The 19,872-nt window shown below is 58.0% G+C and carries 18 protein-coding genes and 1 tRNA gene; 10 read left to right on the forward strand and 9 right to left on the reverse strand.

What is annotated here, in order from left to right:
* Positions 1–26: 26 nt before the first annotated feature.
* Entirely contained in the window at positions 27–1,013 is a 987-nt protein-coding gene (locus NW851_RS04190) for an ABC transporter ATP-binding protein (protein WP_414337130.1), read from the reverse strand.
* A 201-nt stretch (positions 1,014–1,214) separates the two neighbouring features.
* Between NW851_RS04190 and NW851_RS04195 the strand changes: the two genes are divergently transcribed.
* A complete protein-coding gene (locus tag NW851_RS04195) occupies positions 1,215–1,865 on the forward strand; it encodes a CDP-alcohol phosphatidyltransferase family protein (protein ID WP_414334755.1) in 651 nt (216 codons plus the stop codon).
* Positions 1,866–1,978: 113 nt separating this feature from the next.
* On the opposite strand, the gene NW851_RS04200 is transcribed toward NW851_RS04195, so the two are convergent.
* Positions 1,979–3,406, reverse strand: a complete 1,428-nt coding sequence (locus tag NW851_RS04200; protein ID WP_414337131.1) for a folate/biopterin family MFS transporter — start codon at positions 3,404–3,406, stop codon at positions 1,979–1,981.
* Between the two features lie 349 nt (positions 3,407–3,755).
* Here NW851_RS04200 and NW851_RS04205 point away from each other — a divergent pair, with 349 nt between their 5' ends.
* Positions 3,756–4,667 (forward strand): alpha/beta fold hydrolase, encoded by a 912-nt coding sequence (locus tag NW851_RS04205; protein WP_414334753.1) that lies wholly within the window; start codon positions 3,756–3,758, stop codon positions 4,665–4,667.
* A gap of 10 nt (positions 4,668–4,677) precedes the next feature.
* Here NW851_RS04205 and NW851_RS04210 read toward each other — a convergent pair whose 3' ends face one another.
* Positions 4,678–5,133: an HHL1-like protein gene (locus NW851_RS04210; protein ID WP_414334752.1), complete on the reverse strand. Its 456-nt coding sequence runs from the start codon at positions 5,131–5,133 to the stop codon at positions 4,678–4,680.
* A gap of 124 nt (positions 5,134–5,257) precedes the next feature.
* Here NW851_RS04210 and NW851_RS04215 point away from each other — a divergent pair.
* The 3 genes from NW851_RS04215 to NW851_RS04225 all read left to right on the forward strand — a co-directional run bounded on the left by NW851_RS04215 (position 5,258) and on the right by NW851_RS04225 (position 8,203).
* Positions 5,258–5,331, forward strand: a tRNA-Pro gene (locus NW851_RS04215).
* A gap of 198 nt (positions 5,332–5,529) precedes the next feature.
* Positions 5,530–6,813, forward strand: a complete 1,284-nt coding sequence (locus NW851_RS04220) for an HD domain-containing phosphohydrolase (protein ID WP_414337132.1) — start codon at positions 5,530–5,532, stop codon at positions 6,811–6,813.
* 268 nt (positions 6,814–7,081) lie between these two features.
* Positions 7,082–8,203, forward strand: a complete 1,122-nt coding sequence (locus NW851_RS04225) for a methyl-accepting chemotaxis protein (protein WP_414337133.1) — start codon at positions 7,082–7,084, stop codon at positions 8,201–8,203.
* On the opposite strand, the gene NW851_RS04230 is transcribed toward NW851_RS04225, so the two are convergent.
* A complete protein-coding gene (locus tag NW851_RS04230) occupies positions 8,200–8,610 on the reverse strand; it encodes a DUF4359 domain-containing protein (RefSeq protein ID WP_414337134.1) in 411 nt (136 codons plus the stop codon). The genes NW851_RS04225 and NW851_RS04230 overlap by 4 nt on opposite strands.
* Before the next feature lie 242 nt (positions 8,611–8,852).
* Between NW851_RS04230 and prfB the strand changes: the two genes are divergently transcribed.
* Positions 8,853–9,984 (forward strand): peptide chain release factor 2 gene (prfB, locus tag NW851_RS04235; protein ID WP_414334761.1). Its coding sequence is split into 2 segments (ribosomal slippage): positions 8,853–8,924 and positions 8,926–9,984, totalling 1,131 coding nucleotides; the frame shifts between segments, so codons are not numbered across the junction.
* Here prfB and NW851_RS04240 read toward each other — a convergent pair.
* Positions 9,981–10,985 (reverse strand): o-succinylbenzoate synthase, encoded by a 1,005-nt coding sequence (locus NW851_RS04240; RefSeq protein WP_414334748.1) that lies wholly within the window; start codon positions 10,983–10,985, stop codon positions 9,981–9,983. The two genes, prfB and NW851_RS04240, sit on opposite strands and share 4 nt — an antisense overlap.
* A 230-nt stretch (positions 10,986–11,215) precedes the next feature.
* Between NW851_RS04240 and NW851_RS04245 the strand changes: the two genes are divergently transcribed.
* The 4 genes from NW851_RS04245 (at position 11,216) to cynS (ending at position 15,090) form a co-directional block, all read left to right on the forward strand.
* Positions 11,216–12,769: a CmpA/NrtA family ABC transporter substrate-binding protein gene (locus tag NW851_RS04245; protein ID WP_414334747.1), complete on the forward strand. Its 1,554-nt coding sequence runs from the start codon at positions 11,216–11,218 to the stop codon at positions 12,767–12,769.
* Positions 12,770–12,871: 102 nt separating this feature from the next.
* Positions 12,872–13,702: a nitrate ABC transporter permease gene (gene ntrB, locus NW851_RS04250; protein WP_414334746.1), complete on the forward strand. Its 831-nt coding sequence runs from the start codon at positions 12,872–12,874 to the stop codon at positions 13,700–13,702.
* Positions 13,699–14,583 (forward strand): ABC transporter ATP-binding protein, encoded by an 885-nt coding sequence (locus NW851_RS04255; protein WP_414334745.1) that lies wholly within the window; start codon positions 13,699–13,701, stop codon positions 14,581–14,583. The genes ntrB and NW851_RS04255 overlap by 4 nt, the downstream gene beginning before the upstream one ends.
* A 60-nt stretch (positions 14,584–14,643) precedes the next feature.
* A complete protein-coding gene (cynS, locus tag NW851_RS04260; RefSeq protein ID WP_414334744.1) occupies positions 14,644–15,090 on the forward strand; it encodes a cyanase in 447 nt (148 codons plus the stop codon).
* Positions 15,091–15,146: 56 nt separating this feature from the next.
* On the opposite strand, the gene NW851_RS04265 is transcribed toward cynS, so the two are convergent.
* The 4 genes from NW851_RS04265 to NW851_RS04280 form a co-directional block, all read right to left on the reverse strand.
* Positions 15,147–15,560 (reverse strand): hypothetical protein, encoded by a 414-nt coding sequence (locus tag NW851_RS04265; RefSeq protein ID WP_414337135.1) that lies wholly within the window; start codon positions 15,558–15,560, stop codon positions 15,147–15,149.
* A 32-nt stretch (positions 15,561–15,592) separates the two neighbouring features.
* Positions 15,593–16,882, reverse strand: coding sequence for a M16 family metallopeptidase (locus NW851_RS04270; RefSeq protein ID WP_414337136.1), 1,290 nt, complete (start codon positions 16,880–16,882; stop codon positions 15,593–15,595).
* Between the two features lie 61 nt (positions 16,883–16,943).
* Complete coding sequence (locus NW851_RS04275) at positions 16,944–18,248, reverse strand: M16 family metallopeptidase (RefSeq protein ID WP_414337137.1); 1,305 nt, start codon at positions 18,246–18,248, stop codon at positions 16,944–16,946.
* A gap of 84 nt (positions 18,249–18,332) precedes the next feature.
* On the reverse strand, positions 18,333–19,547 hold the full coding sequence (locus NW851_RS04280) for a site-2 protease family protein (protein ID WP_414335773.1): 1,215 nt from the start codon (positions 19,545–19,547) through the stop codon (positions 18,333–18,335).
* Positions 19,548–19,872 lie beyond the last annotated feature (325 nt).

Genomic DNA, 19,872 nt, shown 5'->3' on the forward strand with positions numbered 1-19,872 from the left:
TGGAGAGCAACTGGGGTGGGGCAAGTCTAGGCAGAGACGGGATGATCGCCTTCGATAGCCCGCACCTGATTGACAAAGAATTCTTCCAAAGATTGCCGCTGCCAATGCAAATCGGTCACCACCGCCCCCGCCTGGCTGAGAAGGGTCAGCAGCTCCGGCAGGGATCCGCTCCATTCCCCCGACCAATGGGATCCCTGGATCGAGAAGTGCTCGAGGCGATCGCGGAACTGGTCGATGGCGCCGCCGTGCCCTTGCACGCGGTAGCTTTTGCTTTGGCCCAGCAGCTCGTCCAAGGTTCCCTGCTGCACCAATTTGCCGCCGACGATCAGGCCGACGCGGTTGCAGATCACCTCTACATCCCCCAGGATGTGGCTGTTAAAGAACACCGTTTTGCCCTGTTGCTTGAGGGACAAGATGATCTCCCGCATCTGGTAGCGGCCCATGGGATCCAGCCCCGACATCGGCTCATCCAGAAACACCAGCTCCGGGTCGTTGATCAGGGCTTGGGCCATGCCGGTGCGCTGCAGCATGCCCTTGGAGTAGGTGCGCAGTTGTTTTTTGCGGGCCGTATCTACAGAAAGCCCCACCAGCTCCAGCAGTTGCGGGATCCGCTCCTTGAGAAGGCTATCGGGCAGGCGAAACAGCTTGCCGGCAAAATGGAGAAATTCCCATGCTGTCAGGTAATCGTAAAAATAGGGGTTCTCCGGCAAATAGCCCACCTGTTGCTTGATGGAGCGATCCCCCAAAGGTTTGCCCAAGAGCGTGCCGCTGCCGCTGGTGGGCTCCACAATCCCCAGCAGGCATTTGATCGTGGTGGTTTTGCCGGCCCCGTTGGGCCCCAACAGCCCAAAGGTCTCGCCGCGGGCCACTGTCAAAGAAAAATCCTTGAGGGGGCTGACCACCTTGTTCAACCAAAAGCCAGTGCGATAGGTTTTGGTCAAGCCGGAGATGGCGATGGCCGGTTCGGGATGGAGGTCAGTCGCCTCTAGCGCAGGAGCAAGAGTCTCGCTCATGGGGGTGTCCGGGGTCAGGGTTGCTCAGCCTTCTGGAAGCGCCACTTGCTGGGTTGACCAGTGCTTGGCCCCTTCTTTCTTAAGTTTACCCAGCGGGCTTGGCCCAGCTTAAGTCTGTCTCAGCCTACACGCTCGCCTTCTGGATCTGGGATGATGAGTTCCAAGTTAGCTCCCAACGGGCGACTCTCAAAGGAGTGTTCCTTGCTGGATAAAACCCTGAGGCAGTGGAAGGAGCGGCTCTTGGCTCCGGTGCTGCAAACCCCTCTCCAACGGGTGCATCCCCTAGTCATTACCTTGTCGGGGTTTGCGGTGGGCCTGGCCTCTGGCGCAGCAGCGGCCTACGGGGCTTATGGATGGGGGCTGGGCCTGTGGCTGCTGAACCGGTTGATGGATGGGCTAGATGGCACCTTAGCTCGGCTGCAGGGGCGGCAAAGCGATCTGGGCGGCTACCTGGATATGCTGCTGGATGTGGTGGTGTATGCGGTCGTTCCCCTGGGGCTGGCCTTTCACCAGGGATCCCTGGCAGGCTATGCATTTCTGGCCCTGATGCTGGCCAGCTTTTACATCAACCTTTGCGCTTGGATGTACCTGGCGGGGCTGCTGGAAAAACGGCGAAGGGTTGTTTGCATCAACGGGACAGAGTCCTTAGGGGAACTGACCAGCCTAACCATGCCGCCTGGGCTGATCGAGGGCAGCGAAACCATCTTTCTCTACAGTTTGTTTTTCCTTTTCCCCGAGTACATGGTGGGTTTGTTTGGGCTGATGGCGATTCTGGTGCTCTTCAGCGCTGCGCAGCGGTTGATCTGGGCGCTGGGATCCTTTTCTGCTCCAAGGTCAGACTGGCAACAGTAAAACGGTTCGTCACCCAGCTTCCTAACTCCCCTCTCCCTCTGGGAGAGGGGCTGGGGGTGAGGGAAGCGGGGCGGAGTGATTGGGGAGTGTCTTCATCAGGTTTGAAACCAACTCTAATTCAAGTCGGTTTCGACCAGAGCGACCCCTTCTATCGCCAATTCTGCCTCTTCTGCTCGCACATCCCGCAAAAAAGCTTCCAGAGAGGCTTGGGCTTCCGCCTCTGAATAGTGCTCCGCACCGCTCAGGCGATCGGCTCCTTCCGGCAGCCAGCCCAAAAACGGCAAGGGCAAGAGGGTGGAAAGGTTGGTCAGGATCAGCAGCAGCCCCAGCCGGCTGAAATCGGTCTCCGTCACCCCCAGCCCATGCATCAGCAGGGATCCCAGCTCTTGGGAGAGAAACCCCGCCAGATTAAAAGCCGACATCAGCAGGGCAAAGAGGGTGGCCTCGATCCCAGGGGGGCAAAGGCGGGCGGCCAAGACCAGCACCGGCATGAAGGCAATTTGCCCGGCCACCGTCAGCACCAAGCTGTCCCCCAAGCTAAACCAGTGATCGTCGATGCCCCAATCCCGATTGAGGTGATAGACCAAAATGAGGCTGGTCAGGCCCAATCCCGCCGAGAGCACCGTCATCCAGCCGAATAGGGGCCGCAGTGGGATCCGCCGCAGATACACCTGGAAGATCCCGACCCCCAGCAGGCTGGCCATGCTGGTTGCCAAGCGCACCTGACCCAAAAATTCCGGCCCAAAGCCGAGGTCGTTGGTAACAAAGTAAAAAAGAGCCACATCGGCGCTGGGAGTGGCCTGCCAAACGAATACAAACAGCACCGGCAGCAGAATGCTGGGCTGCCGCAGCGCCCGCCACACCTGGCGCACCTGTTGCTGCAAGGGATCCCAGCCTTGAGACAACGCCACCGGCTGATCGACAATCACCCAAGCCGCTAGAGCGATGAACAACGGCAAAAAGGCCGTCAGCCCAAACACCACCTGCGGCGAATAATGGGCCAAGAGCGCCCCTCCCAAATAGGCGGTGAGCAGGGATCCCAAGGCCGTTGCCCCCCAAGTCAAAGATTGCAGCGTGCCCGTCCCTGCCCAGTCATGGCCATGTACCCGCTCCACCACCAGCGAATCCACGATCACATCTCCCACCGCCACCGCCAGGGATCCCAAAACCATCCACAGGGTGGCCAGCCCAGCCGTCGGCGCCCACAGCGCCATGCCCAGCCAAGCCACGCACCCCAGAAGCCCAGAAAGCAAGAGGTAAGGACGACGGCGGTAGCCCGCTACGGGCACGGTATCCGACAGCAGGCCGTAGAGGGGTTTGAGGATCCAGGGACTCATGGCAACGCCCATCAACGCTGCCACCTGCGACGGGCTGAGGCCCAAGCTATCTTTCAGATAAAAGCTGGTGGCCAGCCGTGCCAAGCCCAGCGCCCCCTGCACAAAGTACACCAAGAGGATCCCGAATAGCTCTGGTGTCCAGTGGATATCCCGCAGCGGGGTCAGGGTGGAGGAGCGCAGCCGTTGCAGCAGAGGATGGAGCATGGGGGGTGCAGAGTTGCGTAGTGTTACATTTGCGCAGTGTTGCCTCGGCAACCGCAAAACCATCAGAAATCTTAACAGTCCCTTTACTCTAACCCGTCCAACCGGCTTGCGGGCACCAGGGGCCACGCTCTAAAACAACTGGACTGGTGGATACTTGCCCAGATTCCGAGCCCGCACTGGTCGGCAGCAGCCGGATGTGAGCATTTGGGAGTCATTTCTAGTCTAGAGAAGCCGTGACTTCCCTCTCTCTGGGAGAGGGGTTGGGGGGTGAGGGCCAGAAGACGAGGCTATTCCAGAGTGGCAGTAGGATGAAGGAGTAGTCTCAGAACATTTCCACCTCTTTCTGGCTGTGTTCACTGCTTCTCCTGCCGGTTGGGCGGCTGATGTCATCGCGCCTTTTGCTCCTCAAGTCTGGAGCTGGCGCGGCCATGCCATTCGCTACGTGGTGCAGGGATCCGGATCTCCGCTGGTCTTGGTGCATGGCTTTGGGGCTTCCATCGGCCATTGGCGGCACAACATCCCCGTGCTGGCTGAGGCGGGATACCGGGTCTATGCCCTGGATTTGCTGGGGTTTGGTGGCTCGGCCAAGCCTGCTCTCCCCTACAGCCTAGATCTGTGGGCGGAGTTGCTGGCGGATTTTTGGCAGCAGCACGTGCAGCAGCCGGCGGTGTTTATTGGCAATTCCATCGGGGCCCTGCTCAGCTTGATGATGGCCGCCCAACACCCTCAACTGGCCGCAGGGGCGGTGCTGCTCAACTGTGCCGGCGGCCTGAACCACCGCTCCCACGAGCTCAACCCGATTTTCCGCGTTTTCATGGCCGCCTTTACTGCCCTGGTAGCCTCTCCGGCGACCGGGCCGTGGGTGTTTGATCGGGTGCGGCAGCGGCAGCGGATCCGTGCCACCCTGAAACAGGTATATCGCAACCCCGCCGCCATTACCGATGAGCTGGTGGAGCTCCTCTATGCCCCTTCCTGTGATGTGGGCGCTCAGCAGGTGTTTGCTGCCATCCTCACCGCTCCTCCCGGCCCCACTCCCGAATCTCTGCTGCCCCAGGTGCGCTGTCCGCTGTTGGTGCTCTGGGGAGAAGAGGATCCCTGGACGCCCATTCAACGGGGATGCGGCTTTGAAAACCATGTGCAGGGGATCGACTACCAGTTTTTGCCCATTCCCAATACCGGCCATTGCCCCCATGACGAACGCCCAGAGGTGGTTAACCCTCTGATTGTGGGCTGGCTGCCCAGAGCCTTTGCGGCTGTTTGACAGGCTGTCCTCAGGTTTTTGGGGAAGTTTTTTGAGCAGATAGGCCCAACCAACTCCGTATTTTGGTCATCCAAACTTGAAGGGGCGAGGGCTGGGGCCGGATCGCCACCTGGATCGGCTCGTCTTGGAAGTCTGGATCTTTGAGGCGAAACCCAAACTCTAGGTCATCTTTCACTTTACTAAGACGGGGAAACAGCCTCACGGCTGCTTTTTTGAGCTCTTCTTCATTTTGGAAAATGGCCTGGTGAATGGCACCGGAACGCCCCACCGCCAGGGATCCCACCGGCAGCCAGGGGTTGGGCTTGCCGGGCGCGGGCTGGCGATGTCGAACAAAGATGTTGAACTCCGGCATCCCCTTGGCTTTCAGCTCGTCGTAGCGTTTGGCGGCTTCCTTGCGCTTGGCCGTGTTGGCTTTGGCCGGCTTTTTCTCCGGCCTGGATGGGCTGAAACCCTTGGACTGACTCATACCTGGCTTGACAAGAGGGGTGTTTTTGCAGCTTAGCGCAGATTGGATCCCTTCCTTCCAGGGTTGCTCCGACCGGCGTGCTATACTTATTGAGCCTTGGTGGGCGGTTGAAGAAGCCTACCAGCGGGATGTAGCGCAGCTTGGTAGCGCACTTCGTTCGGGACGAAGGGGTCGCAGGTTCGAATCCTGTCATCCCGATGGGCTTGGGCAAAATCGCGTTGGCCTCCCGGCTCCCCAGCCGGGAGAATATGTAGAGTAGACGGGCCTTGGCAAGGAGAAGGGGCAACGGCGCTTGGGGAGTGCCTCAATTGGGCTTGAGATAACCCAAGACCTGGGTGCTTTGGGTGTTGTTGGGCTGGTCTCGCCCAACGGGATTGGGGCAGCAGCAGGAGCCGCATGGCCCTGCTACCGTTCTATTGTGAACGCGCTGCTGCCAAACTCTGCCATGGAGAACCAACCGTGACCCACCTGGCCACCCCCTTCGACCTTCACCCCCGCGAAACCGGGTTTGATACCCCAGATGCCCTGCGTCTCAGCCAACGCCTCATTCAAGTGGGGATCGCCCTTTCTTCGGAAACGGATCTCAGGCGCCTGCTGGAACTGATTGTCGCCCAAGCCCGCGAGCTGACCTGCTGTGATGGCGCCAGCTTGTTCATCCGGGAGGGAGAAGAGTTGCGCTTTTTCGTGGTCAACCGCAACGAGGAGCTGCAGGATCTGCGCCTGCCCCTCACTCCTTCCAGCATTGTGGGCTATGTGGTGCTCACTGGGGAGAGCTTGAACTTGCCGGACGTCTATCGCTTGCCACCGGGCTTGCCCTATGCCTTCAACTCCCAAGTAGATCAGCAAACCGGCTACCGCACCCGCTCTTTGCTCACGGTGCCGCTGCGGGATCCCTCAGGAAACATCCTCGGCGCCCTGCAACTCTTGAACCGTCTCAGGCCGGATCGCCCTGCTGACCCAGCGCCCAACCAGGTGGCTGACTGGAGCCAGCCGTTTTCTGAGTTGGAAGTCCGGGTGGCCGAAGCCCTGGCTTCCCAGGCGGCGGTTGCCTATCAAAATGTGCGCTTGCGGGAAGAGCTGAAAGCCGCTCACCTGGAAACGATTTTCTGTCTGGCCCAGGCTGCCGAATACCGGGATCAAGACACCTCGTTTCACCTCAAGCGGATGAGCCATTATTCCCGCATTCTCGCCAAAGAGTTGGGCCTCTCCAGCCGAGAACAGGAGCTGATTTTCTACGCCAGCCCCCTGCACGATGTGGGCAAAATTGGGATCCCGGATGCCATCTTGCAAAAGCCAGGCCCCCTCACCTCTGAAGAGCGCCTGATCATGAACCGCCACCCTGAGATTGGCTACGAGATCCTCAGCAAGTCCGACTCGGAGCTGATGAAAAAAAGCGCCATCATTGCCCTCACCCACCACGAAAAGTTCGATGGCAGCGGCTACCCGCGGGGCCTCAAGGGCGAAGGGATCCCGCTGGAAGGGCGGATTGTGGCTTTGGCCGACGTGTTCGACGCCTTGGCCAGCCGCCGCCCCTACAAAGCAGCCTGGGATCTAGACGAGATCTTTCGCTTTGTGGAAAACAACAGCGGCAGCCACTTCGATCCCCACGTGGTGGCAGCTTTTAAGCACGGGCGCGGCGAAATCCTGGAGATCTACCACCGCTATCAAGAGGCTCGCTAACCCCAGATCCCCTTAGCCCCTGGGTTCAGAACAGGTTCCTCGCCTGCCCACCAATAAAGCACAAATAAATAAAGAAAGAGGATCTCTCCGCACAATCCCGTATAGGCTTGTAGCCAGCAGACAAGATCTCAAGCCAAACTAAGGGTGGCCGGCTCTGTTTGCCACCGGTTCGCTGGAAAGGCGAGCAGAGCTCTGCCTCTGTGCTCCTCTATACATAGCACATTCTTGGCCACTTGTCTCTGCCCAACCCGCGCCGAGGATCCCTGTGATGGCTACCCTGACCAATCCGCCCACTCCCACCCTCTCGATCAACACCAAGCTGCGCGATCTGGCTCTGGTCGACTTTCAGGTGAGCGAGTCCACCACCTGCGAGAACGTGGTGCGCCGCCTAGAAGATGATCCCAGCCTTTCGGGGGTCATCGTGCTGGATGAGCGGTCGCGGGTGCAGGGGATGTTGACCCGCCGCGCCATTTTGGAGTGGATGCTGAGCAAGCCCTATGGCCTAGACGTGTTTTTGAAGCGGCCCATCAGCTCCATGGTGGAGTTCCACGGACGGGGCTTTTTGCTGCTCCCCGGCGACTGCGATGTCATCGCGGCGGCCAGCCAGGCCTTCCAGCGGCCCCAGGAGACCATCTACGACCCGGTGGTGGTACAAGTTGGTTCCCAGGACTACCGCCTTTTGGATGTGCCGGTGTTGTTGGTGGCCCAGTCGCAGGTGCATCTGGCCACGCAGCGGAAGCTGCAAGAACAGCAGGAGGAGATGCAACGGATCTTGGCCGAGCTGGAGCAAGAGAAAAACCGCAGCCTTCAGTATGCCCGCGATCTGGAGCGGCAAAAGGCCGAGATCCTCAGCCAGAACATCGCTCTAGATCGGGAGCGGCGCCAGGCCCAGCAGCGCTCCGAAGAACTGGCCCGCCTCAACGCCCGCATCATCGAGATCAGCTCGGTGCTCTCGGAGAAGGGCAAATCCACCTTTGCCGCCACCTTTGCCGGAGTAGAGGCCGTTCGCCGTCTATCTCAGGAAATTGCCGACAGCAACCAGGAGCTCTCCCGCGAGCTCAAAGAAATCAACACCATCGTTGACTTGATCGTAGAGGTGGCGGGCTATATTCGCCTGCTCTCCTTTAATGCGGCTGTGGAGGCCAACCGCAGCGGCGGAGGTGGCGGTTTTGGCGCCATTGCCCAGGAGATTCGCAAATTGGCAGGGCGCACCACCGAAGCCAGCAACCGCATCCGCGGCTTGGCAGAGCGCATCCAACGCCAAAGCCAATCCACCCTGCAATCAGCCCAGGCCAGCGCCGAGATGGTGCAATCCCTTTACCAGCAGGCCCAGTCGGCCCAGGCGGCTCTGGAGGAGTTGCAAGCCCTCTTGGAGCGGGCCCAGGTTTAGCCTTTTTTGGGAGTGGTCTGGCCCTCGCGGATCTCGTAGGTGTAAAACTGCCCTGCCACCGCCAGAGTTTGGAAGTGGTAGGTGGGCAAAGAGATCCCCAGCGGGCCAAAGTTAAGCAACGACAAATCGGTGCTGTAGAGGCTGAAGAGGATGAAGTTTTGCCGGCGGGTCTGGTGCAGGAACAGCTCTGCCAACTCCGGTTGCAGCTCTTGCACAAGGGCGTGACATTCCTCAATGAGGGTGGGCAAAAAAGCCGGGAGCTGGGCGCAGTATTCCCGCGTGGCATAGGCAGCCAACTGTTCCCCTGCGTAGGCCCTGTACGCTTCCGGGGTGGGATTGGTGATGGCCAGAGCAGCCACACCCCCGGCCAGAACCAGTCCGGAAAGCAAGGAAAAGACCCTCAGCATAGCGGCCTCCGAAACAAGATTTTCCATTCTGCTACGGGCTTGAGGTGCTTCGACAGGGATCCTTCGGCAAAAGCCATCGCCTAAGGCCGCCCTGTCGCCTCCTAGAGCCGGCGCGGGATCACCCAATTGGCCAGGAATGCGGTTCACGGTGTTGCAGCAAACCTGCAAAAGAGCTGGATCCCTTGGTTGAATTGCTAGCCTACAGGCTAGGATGGGAGCCGATGCGCAGCTTGATGCTCTCTATGGAACTGGCCGATCTGAGACGCACCCTAGAATCGCTCACCTCGCGCCTGAGCAGTGCTCAGGACTATCTTTGACCTGCCCCGCCTAGAGCAACAGATCGCCATTTTGGAGCAAGAGGCGGCGCAGCCGCAGTTTTGGAACGATGCCGAGGCGGCCCGCCGCCACCTGCAACAGCTCAACAGCCTCAAGGCCTCCTGGGATCAAGTCCACCGCTGGAAGGATCGCCTGGAAGATGCCACCAGCGCCCTGGAGCTGTTGCAAGAGGATCCCGACCCGGAGCTGTTGGCGGAAGTGTCCGGATCCCTGGCGGCGGTGGAGCGGGAGCTCGGCCAATGGGAGCTGCGGCAACTGCTTTCCGGCCCCTACGACAAAAACGGCGCCATCCTCACCATTACCGCCGGCGCGGGGGGAACCGACGCTCAAGACTGGGCAGCGATGCTCCTGAAGATGTACACCCGCTGGGCGGAAAACCAGGGCTACAAGGTCAGCCTCTCGGAATACTCGGAAGGGGCAGAGGCCGGCATCAAGTCGGCCACCCTGTTGATCGAGGGGCCCTACGCCTATGGGTATCTTTCCGCCGAGAAGGGCAACCACCGCATGGAGCGCATCAGCCCCTTCAACGCCAACGGCAAGCGCCAGACCAGCTTTGCCGGCGTCGAGGTCATGCCCATCCTGGAGGAAGAGAATGAGTTCGAGCTGAGGATGGAGGATCTGGAGTTCGAGACTTCTCGTTCCGGCGGGGCAGGCGGCCAAAACGTCAACAAGGTGGAAACGGCGGTGCGTGTCATCCACAAGCCCACCGGCATTGCCGTGCGCTGCACCGAGGAGCGTTCCCAACTGCAAAATAAGGAGCGGGCCATCCAGATCCTGAAGGCGAAGCTCATCGAATTGGAGGAGGAGAAGCGCCGGCAAAAGCTGGCCGAGATCCGCGGCGAAATGGTGACCCAGGGCTTTGGGGGCCGGATCCGCACCTACACCTTCGATCCTTACAAGTTGATCAAAGACCACCGCACCAACGCCGAAACCTACAATGTCGAGGCGTTTATGAATGGCGAACCGGAGGAGCTGATGCACTTTATCCAGGCCTACCTGCGGCAGGAACATGCCAAACAGCAGGCTGCTGCAGTCTAGGGCCGGCTGTGGCGCTCCCACACCGCCTGCATCAGGGCTGCCCGCTCCGACGCCGAGATCGCGCCCAATTGAACGGGATCCCACTCTGGGAAAAACTCCCCCACCCCCCATCCCAAGGCTCTGGGATGGGCTGTTTTTGCCTGCAGGGATCCCGCCCAAACTAGGCCGTGCCAAGCGCCAATAGGGGTTTCCAGGGCCGAGGAAAACACCAGATCCAAGCCCGGGTGTTGGCTGAGGTAGTCCCTCAGGGCAAGACCGGATCCGACCAAAGAGGGCTTGACCACCAGGATCCCTTGCCAGCCCGACCGGTGGACAGCTTGCAACTGCTCCAGGCCGGCCACTGACTCATCCAGAGCAAGGGGAGTTTGAAACTCGCGGCTCAGTTGGATCAAGTCAGCGTGCTGCTCCGGGGGCAGAGGCTGCTCGAAAAACTCGATCTTGCCCGGCCACTCCTGATTGAGCTGGTCGCAGAGGGCCAGCCAGCGCCGCGCCTCGGCTAGGGTCAGCCCCCCGTTGGCATCCAGGCGCAGCCGGGCTCCGGGCGGCAGTTGCTCCAGCCAGCTTGCTAGCTTTTTCCACTCCTGCTCAAAGGCATCCACCCCCACCTTGCCTTTGTAAACCGGGTAGGAACCTACGGGGACGGCTTTTCCCAAAAGCCCACAAAACGCAAGCCCCGAGAGATCCCTGGCCAGCCAGCCGGGATCCCGACAGGCCAGCCAGGCGCATTCCAAGCCAAAGCGAGTGGCGGGCAGAGTTGCTGGGATCCCTTCAATCTGCACCTCGGATAGCTCAGCCGGCAACTGCTGGCAAAACGCCAGCGCTTGCTCCAAAGTCTCGCTGCCCAACCAGGGGAGGGGAGCAATCTCCCCATAGCCCTGCTGACCCGTCTCCAGATCCGTCAGCCGGATCAGGATCCCTTCGCGGACAGACCATAGGCCGTAGCGGGTGCGCAAGGGCTGCCGAAAAGGACGCCGGTAGAGGCAAAACTCGAAGCTCAGCACGTTTTTCTCTGCCTTTGAGGATCGTCCGGATAAGGAGCTACGGGTAAAGAAGGAATCTCAGAGCCTAGAGAGATGCTGCAAGTAAGACAGCTAGGCCCATGTTCTTACTGTAGTTGAAGCTACAGAATCAAGTTGAAGACATAACGTAACTTTCACTGAGTATCTCCTTACTACGATTGAGGTGAGGAAAGAAGCGTTGGTTCACTCTTTTGGCAGAAGAGAGAGGCTCTATGCAGTTTTCCACTGACAAAGTCTTCACCCTTGACTCACAACGGTGTCCCTGTGGTGGTTCACATGCTCCACAGGATCACAGTGAATTCCTTGCTTCCATGCCACAAAGTCCAGCGGATCTGGCGGATGACTTAATCAAGATGGGAGTTTATCGGCCGCAGGTGTTGAAGCTTGCGGATCAGATCAGCCGCACTGAGATGCTAGAGACGCTGGTCTTGGAGCGCTTTAGTCGGCGTAACCCAGAAAAGGAGCCAATTTTACGGGAGCTGATTTGGCAAGCGGGCGGTCTAGATCAAGCGATGGTAGCGGCTTTTGGACCTCAGGCAGCCGAATTTTTTACGGATACCCTTCGGACAGGGTCTTATTCGCGGCGGCGTTTTTTGACTCAGGTGTTGGTGGCAGCTTCAGTGATTGGGTTGGCAGCCACTCAAGGACAACAGGAACTGTCTGTTCAAGCTCAGGGATCCCTTGAGAAAACGGATCTGAGAATTGGGTTTATTCCCATTACCTGTGCCACCCCGATCATCATGGCCAAGCCCCTGAAGTTCTATGAGAAGCATGGGTTGAATGTGCAGTTGGTGAAAATGCCTAGTTGGGTTGCGGTGCGGGATTCTGCCATCGCCGGAGAATTAGATGCTTATCACATGCTCTCCCCAATGCCTATTGCCATTACCTTGGGCCTAGGATCTACAGCTTTCCCGATTAGGGTGGCTAGCCTCGAGAACATCAACGGCCAGGCCATTACCATTGCCAACAAGTACAAAAACACTGTGAAAGGCCCTGCTGACTTCAAAGGTTTCACAATCGGCGTTCCCTTTCCATACTCAATGCATAACCTACTGCTACGCTACTACCTAGCTGTCGGAGGTCTCAATCCCGACACCGATGTACAGATTAACCCTGTGCCGCCGCCGGATAGTGTAGCTCGCATGGCGGTAGGGGATATCGATGCCATGTTGATGCCAGACCCGTTTAACCAACGGGCGGTGTTTGAGGGAGTAGGCTTTATCCATATGCTGAGTAAAGATCTTTGGCCAGGACATCCCTGCTGTGTTTTCGCTGCTGGTCAAAGCTGGATTGATGCGAACTCAAACACCTTCCGAGCAGTGAACAAAGCGATCATCGACGCAGCCAGCTATGCCAGCCAGTCAGGAAATCGAGCCGAGATCGCCAAGGCTATTTCTCCGCGGGAGTTTCTGAATCAGCCAGAGGCGGTGGTGACTGCCGTGCTGACGGGTCAATTTGAGGATGGGTTAGGCAATAGCTTCAACATTCCTAATCGGATTGATTTTGATCCCTACCCCTGGCAGAGCTTTGCTTACTGGATCATTAGCCAATTGGTGCGCTGGAATCTCCTATCAGAGGCGGACGCAGATTATCCTCAGATCACTCAGGATATCTTCCTGACAGACTTGGCCCGTGAGCTGGCTCGAGAGCTAGGACAAAACCCGCCTACCGAAAACCTAAGGGTTGAAACCCTGAAGTTTGATACCTTCGATCCTAGTAATCCTGTCGCTTACATTCAAGCTCAAATCGAGAAGTTTGGGGTTTAGACCCTCAGATAGGGATCCCATCTGTTTAAACTGAACAGTTGATGACGATCCCATTGCACTAAAATTTTCTCTAGATTTTTTCCTTAACCCGTTGGAGGTACAATGTCCTTTCTTCCCGCTATGCCAGGGCGATGGATTCGTTCGATCCTACCGGGTACTAATCGGCAGGCATTTGCTTTGTTTATGATCTCTTTGCTTTTGATTTTGGTAGTTTGGGAGGCCGGAGCACGCGGCGGAGTATTTTCTCCATTAATTCCCCCTGCCAGTAGAACCTTGGTAACTATTTGGGGGTGGGTTTCGGATCCCTTTTACGATTATGGCCCTAACGATAGAGGCATTGGTTGGCATCTGCTGGCAAGCTTACAGCGAGTGGCGATTGGATTTACCATTGGCTCCTTGATCGCCATCCCTCTTGGAGTACTGGTGGGTCTTTCGGAGGTGACTTCACGGGCAATTGATCCCTACATTCAGTTGCTAAAGCCAGTTTCACCACTAGCGTGGCTGCCTCTGGGTTTAGGCATTCTGAAAAGCTCAGAAAGCGCCGCCTTGTTTGTCATTGCTATTACTAGCATTTGGCCCACCCTAATTAATACTAAGTTTGGGGTAAGTAATGTGGATCGAGCTTACTTGGATGTGGCTCGCTCTTTAGGGGCGTCCCGTTGGCGTACTATCCTTAAGGTAATTCTGCCTGCAGCAGCGCCAAGCATCATAACCGGCTTGCGCATCAGCATCGGTATTGCCTGGCTGGTAATCGTAGCTGCCGAAATTCTGGTGGGAGGTACTGGCCTGGGTTATTTTATCTGGAACGAATGGAATAACCTTCAAATTACCAGTATCATTACTGCAATTGTTGTTATCGGTGTTGTGGGTCTTCTGCTAGATTGGTTGTTTGTATTGTTGCAACGTTGGGTCGCATTTTGGGTGAGGTCATGAAAGTTACTTCTCCTTCCTATACCTCGAGTTCTGCTGGCTTGGAGCGGATTCCGCAGTTGCAGTTGCGCCAAGTCACCAAGATCTACCCCGGTCGTCGTGGCTTTATGGATCGGCTCATTGGTCGTGCTTCGGTTGATTACGTCGCTCTTGCACCCATCGATTTAGTGGTAGAAGCCAACACTTTTGTCTCGATTATCGGTCCTTCTGGTTGTGGTAAGTCGACATTGCTTAATATCATTGCAGGTCTCTCACAGCCCTCTACTGGACAAGTATTGATCAATGGTCAAGAGGTTCATTCCCCCGGATCTGATCGTGGCATTGTCTTTCAAAACTATGCTCTTATGCCCTGGATGACAGTAGGAGAAAACATCCGTTTTGCTGTCGAAACTGTACACCCGCAGATGACTTTGGCTCAGCAGAAGCAGTTGGTACAATCTTTCATAGACCTAGTAGGGTTGCGGGGGGCAGAAAAGAAATATCCTCACGAATTATCTGGAGGGATGAAGCAGCGGGTAGCAATTGCTCGAGCTCTGGCAACTGATCCACAAATTTTGCTCATGGATGAGCCATTTGGCGCTTTAGATGCCCTGACGCGAGGATTCCTTCAGGATGAAGTTGAGCGAATTTGGGAGTCACAACGGAAAACTGTCATCTTGATTACCCACAGCATTGAAGAAGCACTGTTGCTGTCGGATCGAATTGTCATGATGACTCGGGGGCCAGAGGCTCGCATTGCTCAGATTCTAGATGTCCCGTTTACCCGTCCTCGCCATCGAGACAGCTTAGATCAGCAGCCAGGCTATCATGCTCTCAAGGCAGCTATGGAACATCACCTTTCTCAAGAAACTCGTGCTGTTGAGGAATCACGGATCCGGGTTTGAGGAATAAACTGTAGTAGGAGCTTTCACGAAGCCGATACATCTGAAATTTAGGAGGCTACAATGAGCACAACCATCCCAGAGATTACTAAGAAGCTATTGGCCGCTAAAGCTGAGAAGGGGCTAACCTTTGCTGATTTAGAGCAGAGGATAGGCCGAGATGAGGTGTGGATTGCAGCGGTTTTTTATCGTCAGGCAAGCGCCTCTTTAGAAGAAGCGAAAAAAATTACTGAGATCTTAGAACTGGACGCTGTTGTAGCAAAAGAATTGACTGAATGCCCACTGAAAGGTCTAGGGCCAGTGGTGCCGACAGATCCTTTGATCTATCGCTTCTACGAGATTGTACAGGTATATGGCATGCCAATAAAAGCAGTAATTCATGAGAAGTTTGGCGATGGGATTATGAGCGCTATTGACTTTACCTTAGATATACAAAAGGAAGAAGACCCTAAAGGAGATCGCGTTAAAGTGATCATGTCTGGTAAGTTCCTGCCCTACAAGAAGTGGTAGAGGTAGGATACATGAGCCGAGTCTTAACTGCCTGTAAAGTCAAGCTAGTAGTTGAGCTAGGAACCTGGGGGTGCAGTTTTCCTAAAAAGCCCACAAAGAGCAAGTCCGCAGAAAGCAAGCCCGTAGAGATCCCTGGCCAGCCAGCCGGGATCCCGACAGGCCAGCCAGGCGCATTCCAAGCCAAAGCGAGTGGCGGGCAGAGTTGCTGGGATCCCTTCAATCTGCACCTCGGATAGCTCAGCCGGCAACTGCTGGCAAAACGCCAGCGCTTGCTCCAAAGTCTCGCTGCCCAACCAGGGGAGGGGAGCAATCTCCCCATAGCCCTGCTGACCCGTCTCCAGATCCGTCAGCCGGATCAGGATCCCTTCGCGGACAGACCATAGGCCGTAGCGGGTGCGCAAGGGCTGCCGAAAAGGACGCCGGTAGAGGCAAAACGCAAAGGAAAACCCCTTTTCCAACTGCCCATGCAAGACGGAGTCCCCTTTCTGGCTCGGAATTTTAATCAAAACACCAGCTCAACTTCTGCCAAGGCAGCTTCCGGCCCCACCAGGGCAATGGCCGGGTTGGTCAGATAGGTTTTCGCAGCTTGATGGAGCTGCTCTGGGGTGAGCTGCCTGACCTCTTGCAAGTACTGCTGGTCGAACTCCATGCCCAAGCCCAAAATCTCGTACCAGCCGGCCAGTTGCGCCACTTGGGCATTGGTTTGTTTGCTGAGGGCGTATTGGCCCAATAGCTTGCGCTGGGCCATTTCTATCTCTTCTGGGGGGAGCGGATTGGCCTGCAGACGGTGGATTTCTGCCTGCAGGCGCTCCAGGGCTACCTGGGTGTTCTCCGCCGCAGTGCCCATATAAACCCCAAAAGGAGCGGGATCCCGACGGGTGGCAAAAAAAGCCGAGACCTCATAGGCCAGGCCGCAGCGCTCCCGCAGCTCCACAAACAGGCGGCTGGACAGACCGCTGCCCAGGTAGGTGGCCAGCAATTTCAGGGCTGGATAATCCGCAGAAGCCGCAGGGGATCCGCGAAAGCCGATCAAGAGGGTCGTCTGCTGGGTGGGCTGGGGCAGCTTCAGCAGTTGCGGCTCCCTCAGAGGGGGTAGGGGAAGATCCAGGTCTTTTGGAGAGGGGCCGGGAACAACCCAGTCTCCCAAAGCAGCTTCCACTTGGGCAGCCATCTGCTCCGGCGGCTCTGGGCCGATCACCACCATCACCATTCCATCGGGACGACAGTGGGCCGCATGATAGGCTACCAAATCCTCGCGGGTCAGGGATCCCACCGTCTCCAGCCGTCCCAGCCCCGGTAGGGCGTAGGGGTGATCCCCGTAGAGGGCTTGCCGCACCCGATCAAAAGCCAAGCTGAAGGGCCGTTCCTGTTGGGCGCGAATGGCCTGCAGCATCAAATCCCGCTCCCGCGCCACCTCCGCCTCGGGAAAGCTGGGATCCCGCAGGAGCTCCGCCAGCAACCCCAGCAGCTCAGGAAAATCCGCAGCCACACAGCGCAGGCTGACCTCGAAACAGTCGGCAGAGCTGTCCACCCCCAGCGAGGCTCCCAGCGATTCCACCCAAGCGGCAATGGCCTGAGAGTTGTGCCGATGTGTCCCTTTGGTGAGGACAGCCGCCGTCAAGTGGCTCACCCCCGCCTGCTGCGGTCGCTCTGACCGGCTGCCGCCGCGGAAAAAGCAGTGGGCCGCCAAGATCTCCACCGTTGGGTTCTGGCCCAGCAACAGCGTGAGGCCATTGGCCAAAAGGACGCGCTGTAGACGGCCACGTTGGGTGGCAAACAGGGTAGCGTTCATGCAGGCAAGGGATCCCCGTCCAAAATCCGAAAATCAAGGGTCTGGGGCGTCGAGGTAGCGCTCAACGACAAGCCAGTTGCAGCTCCGAGACTGCCGCCGGATCCAGAGCAGTTGGCTTGAGAAGGGTGACCACATGAGCTTCCGGAGACAAGTATTGCTGGGCCAGTTCCCGGAGCTGAGCCGGGGTAAAAGATTGCAACAACTCCAGGTACTCTTGAATGCGTTGCACCCCACTCAGCGTCTCGTAGTAGCCATAGATACTCGCCAGTTGACTGGGAGACTCGGCGGAGAACAAGAACTCATGGGTGAGCATACGTCGGGTGCGATCCAACTCCGCTTGGCCGATGCCATCCTGCTGTAACTTTTCAATCTCGTGCAGGATGGTCGCCTCCACCCGCGCCACATCCTCCGGCTCCAGTTGGGCACTGATACAAAAAAGCCCTCCCTCCTTCAGCACCAGCGAAGAACAGCCAATGGCCCTCACCCAGCCCCGCTGTTCCCGCAGCAGATGAACCAGCCGCGAAGTACGGCCATCTCCCAGCACAGAAGCCAACATCTCCAAGCCACAGGCCTCTTGCCAATCGTCAATGCCGACGGTGGGCCAGGCCAATTTCAGGCGGGCTTGCTCCAAGCGGACATGGGTGCTCTCCCGGCGCAGGATCCCTTGGGGACGAGGCTGCGGCGGCATGGGGGGGCTGACCGCTGCCGGCCCGGCGGCAGAGCCACCAAACTGCTCCTCCACCAAAGCCAGCGCCTTTTCAGGTTCGAGGCCACCCGTCACCACCACCGTCATGGATTCAGGCCGATACCAGCCGCGGTGGTAGGCGCGCAGCAGCTCAGGAGTCAGTTGCATCAGGCTTTCTGGCGTGCCCAACACCGGTCGTGCATAAGGGTGCTCCCCGTAGGCGGTCTCCATCAGAAGCTGATAGGCGGTGTAGTCGGGGTTGTCGGCGGCGCGGCGAATTTCCTCCAGGACCACCTGCCGCTCCCGCTCAAACTCCTGATCCGGGATCCCGGCCCGCAAAACCACCTCTGCCAGGTAAGGCAAGGTATCGGCCAGGTCGGCAGCGGCCACCGTAATGTAGTAGTGGGTGTAGTCTTGGCTGGTGGCCGCATTGGTAACTCCCCCCCGTCCTTCAACGGCCCAGTCCAACTCACCGGGGGCCAAACGCTCGCTGCCCTTAAACACCATGTGTTCCAGAAAATGGGAGATGCCCAGGCACTCCGGCAGCTCATGGCGTGCACCTGCCCGTACCCAGACATCAACAGTAACAGAATCGGCAATCGGGATGGGATGAAGGATGACGCCTAGCCCATTGCTCAGTCGGTGGGTGTAGGCGGGCAAAAGACGAGGAGCGCGATTCAAAATTCTTAACTAATAGAGAACACTCTTAATTATAGAGGGAAAAGGTCGCCGCGAAATAGCATTTGAGACTACTTTTCTTGGCATTTAAGGCTCGTTGTGCAGATCTGGGGATCCCTGCCAAGAGAGACTGGGGGATCCCTCGCCGGCCAGATTGTCCTCCACCTGAAATCCAGGGGGCCACTCTTGGCTGTCTCGCACCCGTTGCACCACCTCTTGGGGCAGCAGAACCCCCAACTGCCGGGCAGCCATGGCCACCACATCGCCCCGATCGATCAAGCCGGCAATGGCACCGCTGGGCGTGAAGACCAAAATGCGGCGCGGTTCTGCCTGGCGCATCATCTGAATCACCTGGGGGATGGGGGTCTCCTCTCGTACCCCCTGCAGTTGCTCCATCGGCTTGAGAATGGCCTTGAGGGTGAGGCGATCCCACTGGCTGCGCTCGATGTCGTTGAGCAGTTCTGGCCTGACCAACCCGCGGTAGCGGCCGTCTTCCTCGGCGAAATAAATCTCTGCTGGCTGAGCTGGGGCTTCCGGCTTGAGGGAAGAGGGCACCAGGTAGCGATCCACAAACTCCCGCAGGCTCATGTTGGCATCCAACACCCGAAACTGGCGGGTCATCACATCGGCAGCCTTCAGGCGGGCCAACACCTGCTGGAGCTGGGCATACTGGCTGTAGCGGCGGGCGGTGTTCAAAATAAACAGTCCAATCAGTCCCAGCCAGAGGCCATTCAGGCTGCCAGCAAAGACCGCCAACAACCCTAGCCCCAACAGGCCAAAGCCGACAAATTGTCCGGCCCGAGCCGCCCAGATCATGCCCTGTTGGCGATCCCCTGTCCAACCCCAGATGGCCGCCTTGAGCATTTGCCCTCCATCCAGAGGCAGTCCCGGCAGCAGATTAAACAGGGCAATCGTCAAGTTGATGGCAGCCAAGTTGGTGAGGGTTGAGGCCAGCATCGACTCCGGCACAGCCCAAGCCCGGGCCAGGCTGAAGATGAGGAACAGGCCCAGGCTGAGGAGGGGACCTGCCACCGCCACGCAAAAAGCGCCGAGGGGACGGGGGACTTCCCGCTCAATCGCTGCCATGCCCCCAAAAATAAACAGGGTAATGGAGTTAACCCTTACTCCGTAAGCGCGGGCCACCAGGCTGTGGGCCAGCTCATGGGCCAGCAAGGAGAGAAACAGCCCCAGCGCCGTCACCACGCCGTAGGAGAGCACCAGCAACAGAGCCGCCGGAAACCAGGTGTAGTCGATGAAAAAGGGGATCCCCCACAAGCTACCGATGCGCAGGCGACTGGTCATGGCCTTCAACTCCCTACACAGCTTTTTGCCCAGGAGGGCGCAGTTTTAAGACGGCAGGCAACCCTTCTGTCTGGGGATCCCTTCCTTTCCACTCTAGCCCTTTCCAGGCCTTGGTAACGGATCCTCCCACCTTGGGGGAGCTGGGGAAGACAGCCAGAGCACACGACACCCCCTGCCCCTTGACGATTGTGATAGCCTAGTTGGGCATTTGGATGGCCGGCGGGTCGGGCAACTCCTCTGGGACAGCCCTGGCCGGCAAGGAAAATCAAAACAAAAAGCCAGTTTCGTCGGGCTCCACGGGCAGCTTTGCAGGAGGGGTGTGGCT

The sequence above is a fragment of the Synechococcus sp. H55.7 genome (genome assembly GCF_047462395.1).
Lineage (GTDB): Bacteria > Cyanobacteriota > Cyanobacteriia > Thermostichales > Thermostichaceae > Thermostichus.

Coding starts and splice junctions, on each gene's coding strand:
- NW851_RS04190 (WP_414337130.1), bottom strand. CDS start 1,013: ATGAGCGAGACTCTTGCTCCTGCGCTAGAGGCGACTGACCTCCATCCC.
- cynS (WP_414334744.1), top strand. CDS start 14,644: ATGAGCACAACCATCCCAGAGATTACTAAGAAGCTATTGGCCGCTAAA.
- NW851_RS04270 (WP_414337136.1), bottom strand. CDS start 16,882: ATGAACGCTACCCTGTTTGCCACCCAACGTGGCCGTCTACAGCGCGTC.
- NW851_RS04280 (WP_414335773.1), bottom strand. CDS start 19,547: ATGACCAGTCGCCTGCGCATCGGTAGCTTGTGGGGGATCCCCTTTTTC.
- NW851_RS04210 (WP_414334752.1), bottom strand. CDS start 5,133: ATGAGTCAGTCCAAGGGTTTCAGCCCATCCAGGCCGGAGAAAAAGCCG.
- NW851_RS04245 (WP_414334747.1), top strand. CDS start 11,216: ATGCAGTTTTCCACTGACAAAGTCTTCACCCTTGACTCACAACGGTGT.
- ntrB (WP_414334746.1), top strand. CDS start 12,872: ATGTCCTTTCTTCCCGCTATGCCAGGGCGATGGATTCGTTCGATCCTA.
- NW851_RS04200 (WP_414337131.1), bottom strand. CDS start 3,406: ATGCTCCATCCTCTGCTGCAACGGCTGCGCTCCTCCACCCTGACCCCG.
- NW851_RS04230 (WP_414337134.1), bottom strand. CDS start 8,610: ATGCTGAGGGTCTTTTCCTTGCTTTCCGGACTGGTTCTGGCCGGGGGT.
- NW851_RS04220 (WP_414337132.1), top strand. CDS start 5,530: ATGGCCCTGCTACCGTTCTATTGTGAACGCGCTGCTGCCAAACTCTGC.
- NW851_RS04225 (WP_414337133.1), top strand. CDS start 7,082: ATGGCTACCCTGACCAATCCGCCCACTCCCACCCTCTCGATCAACACC.
- NW851_RS04255 (WP_414334745.1), top strand. CDS start 13,699: ATGAAAGTTACTTCTCCTTCCTATACCTCGAGTTCTGCTGGCTTGGAG.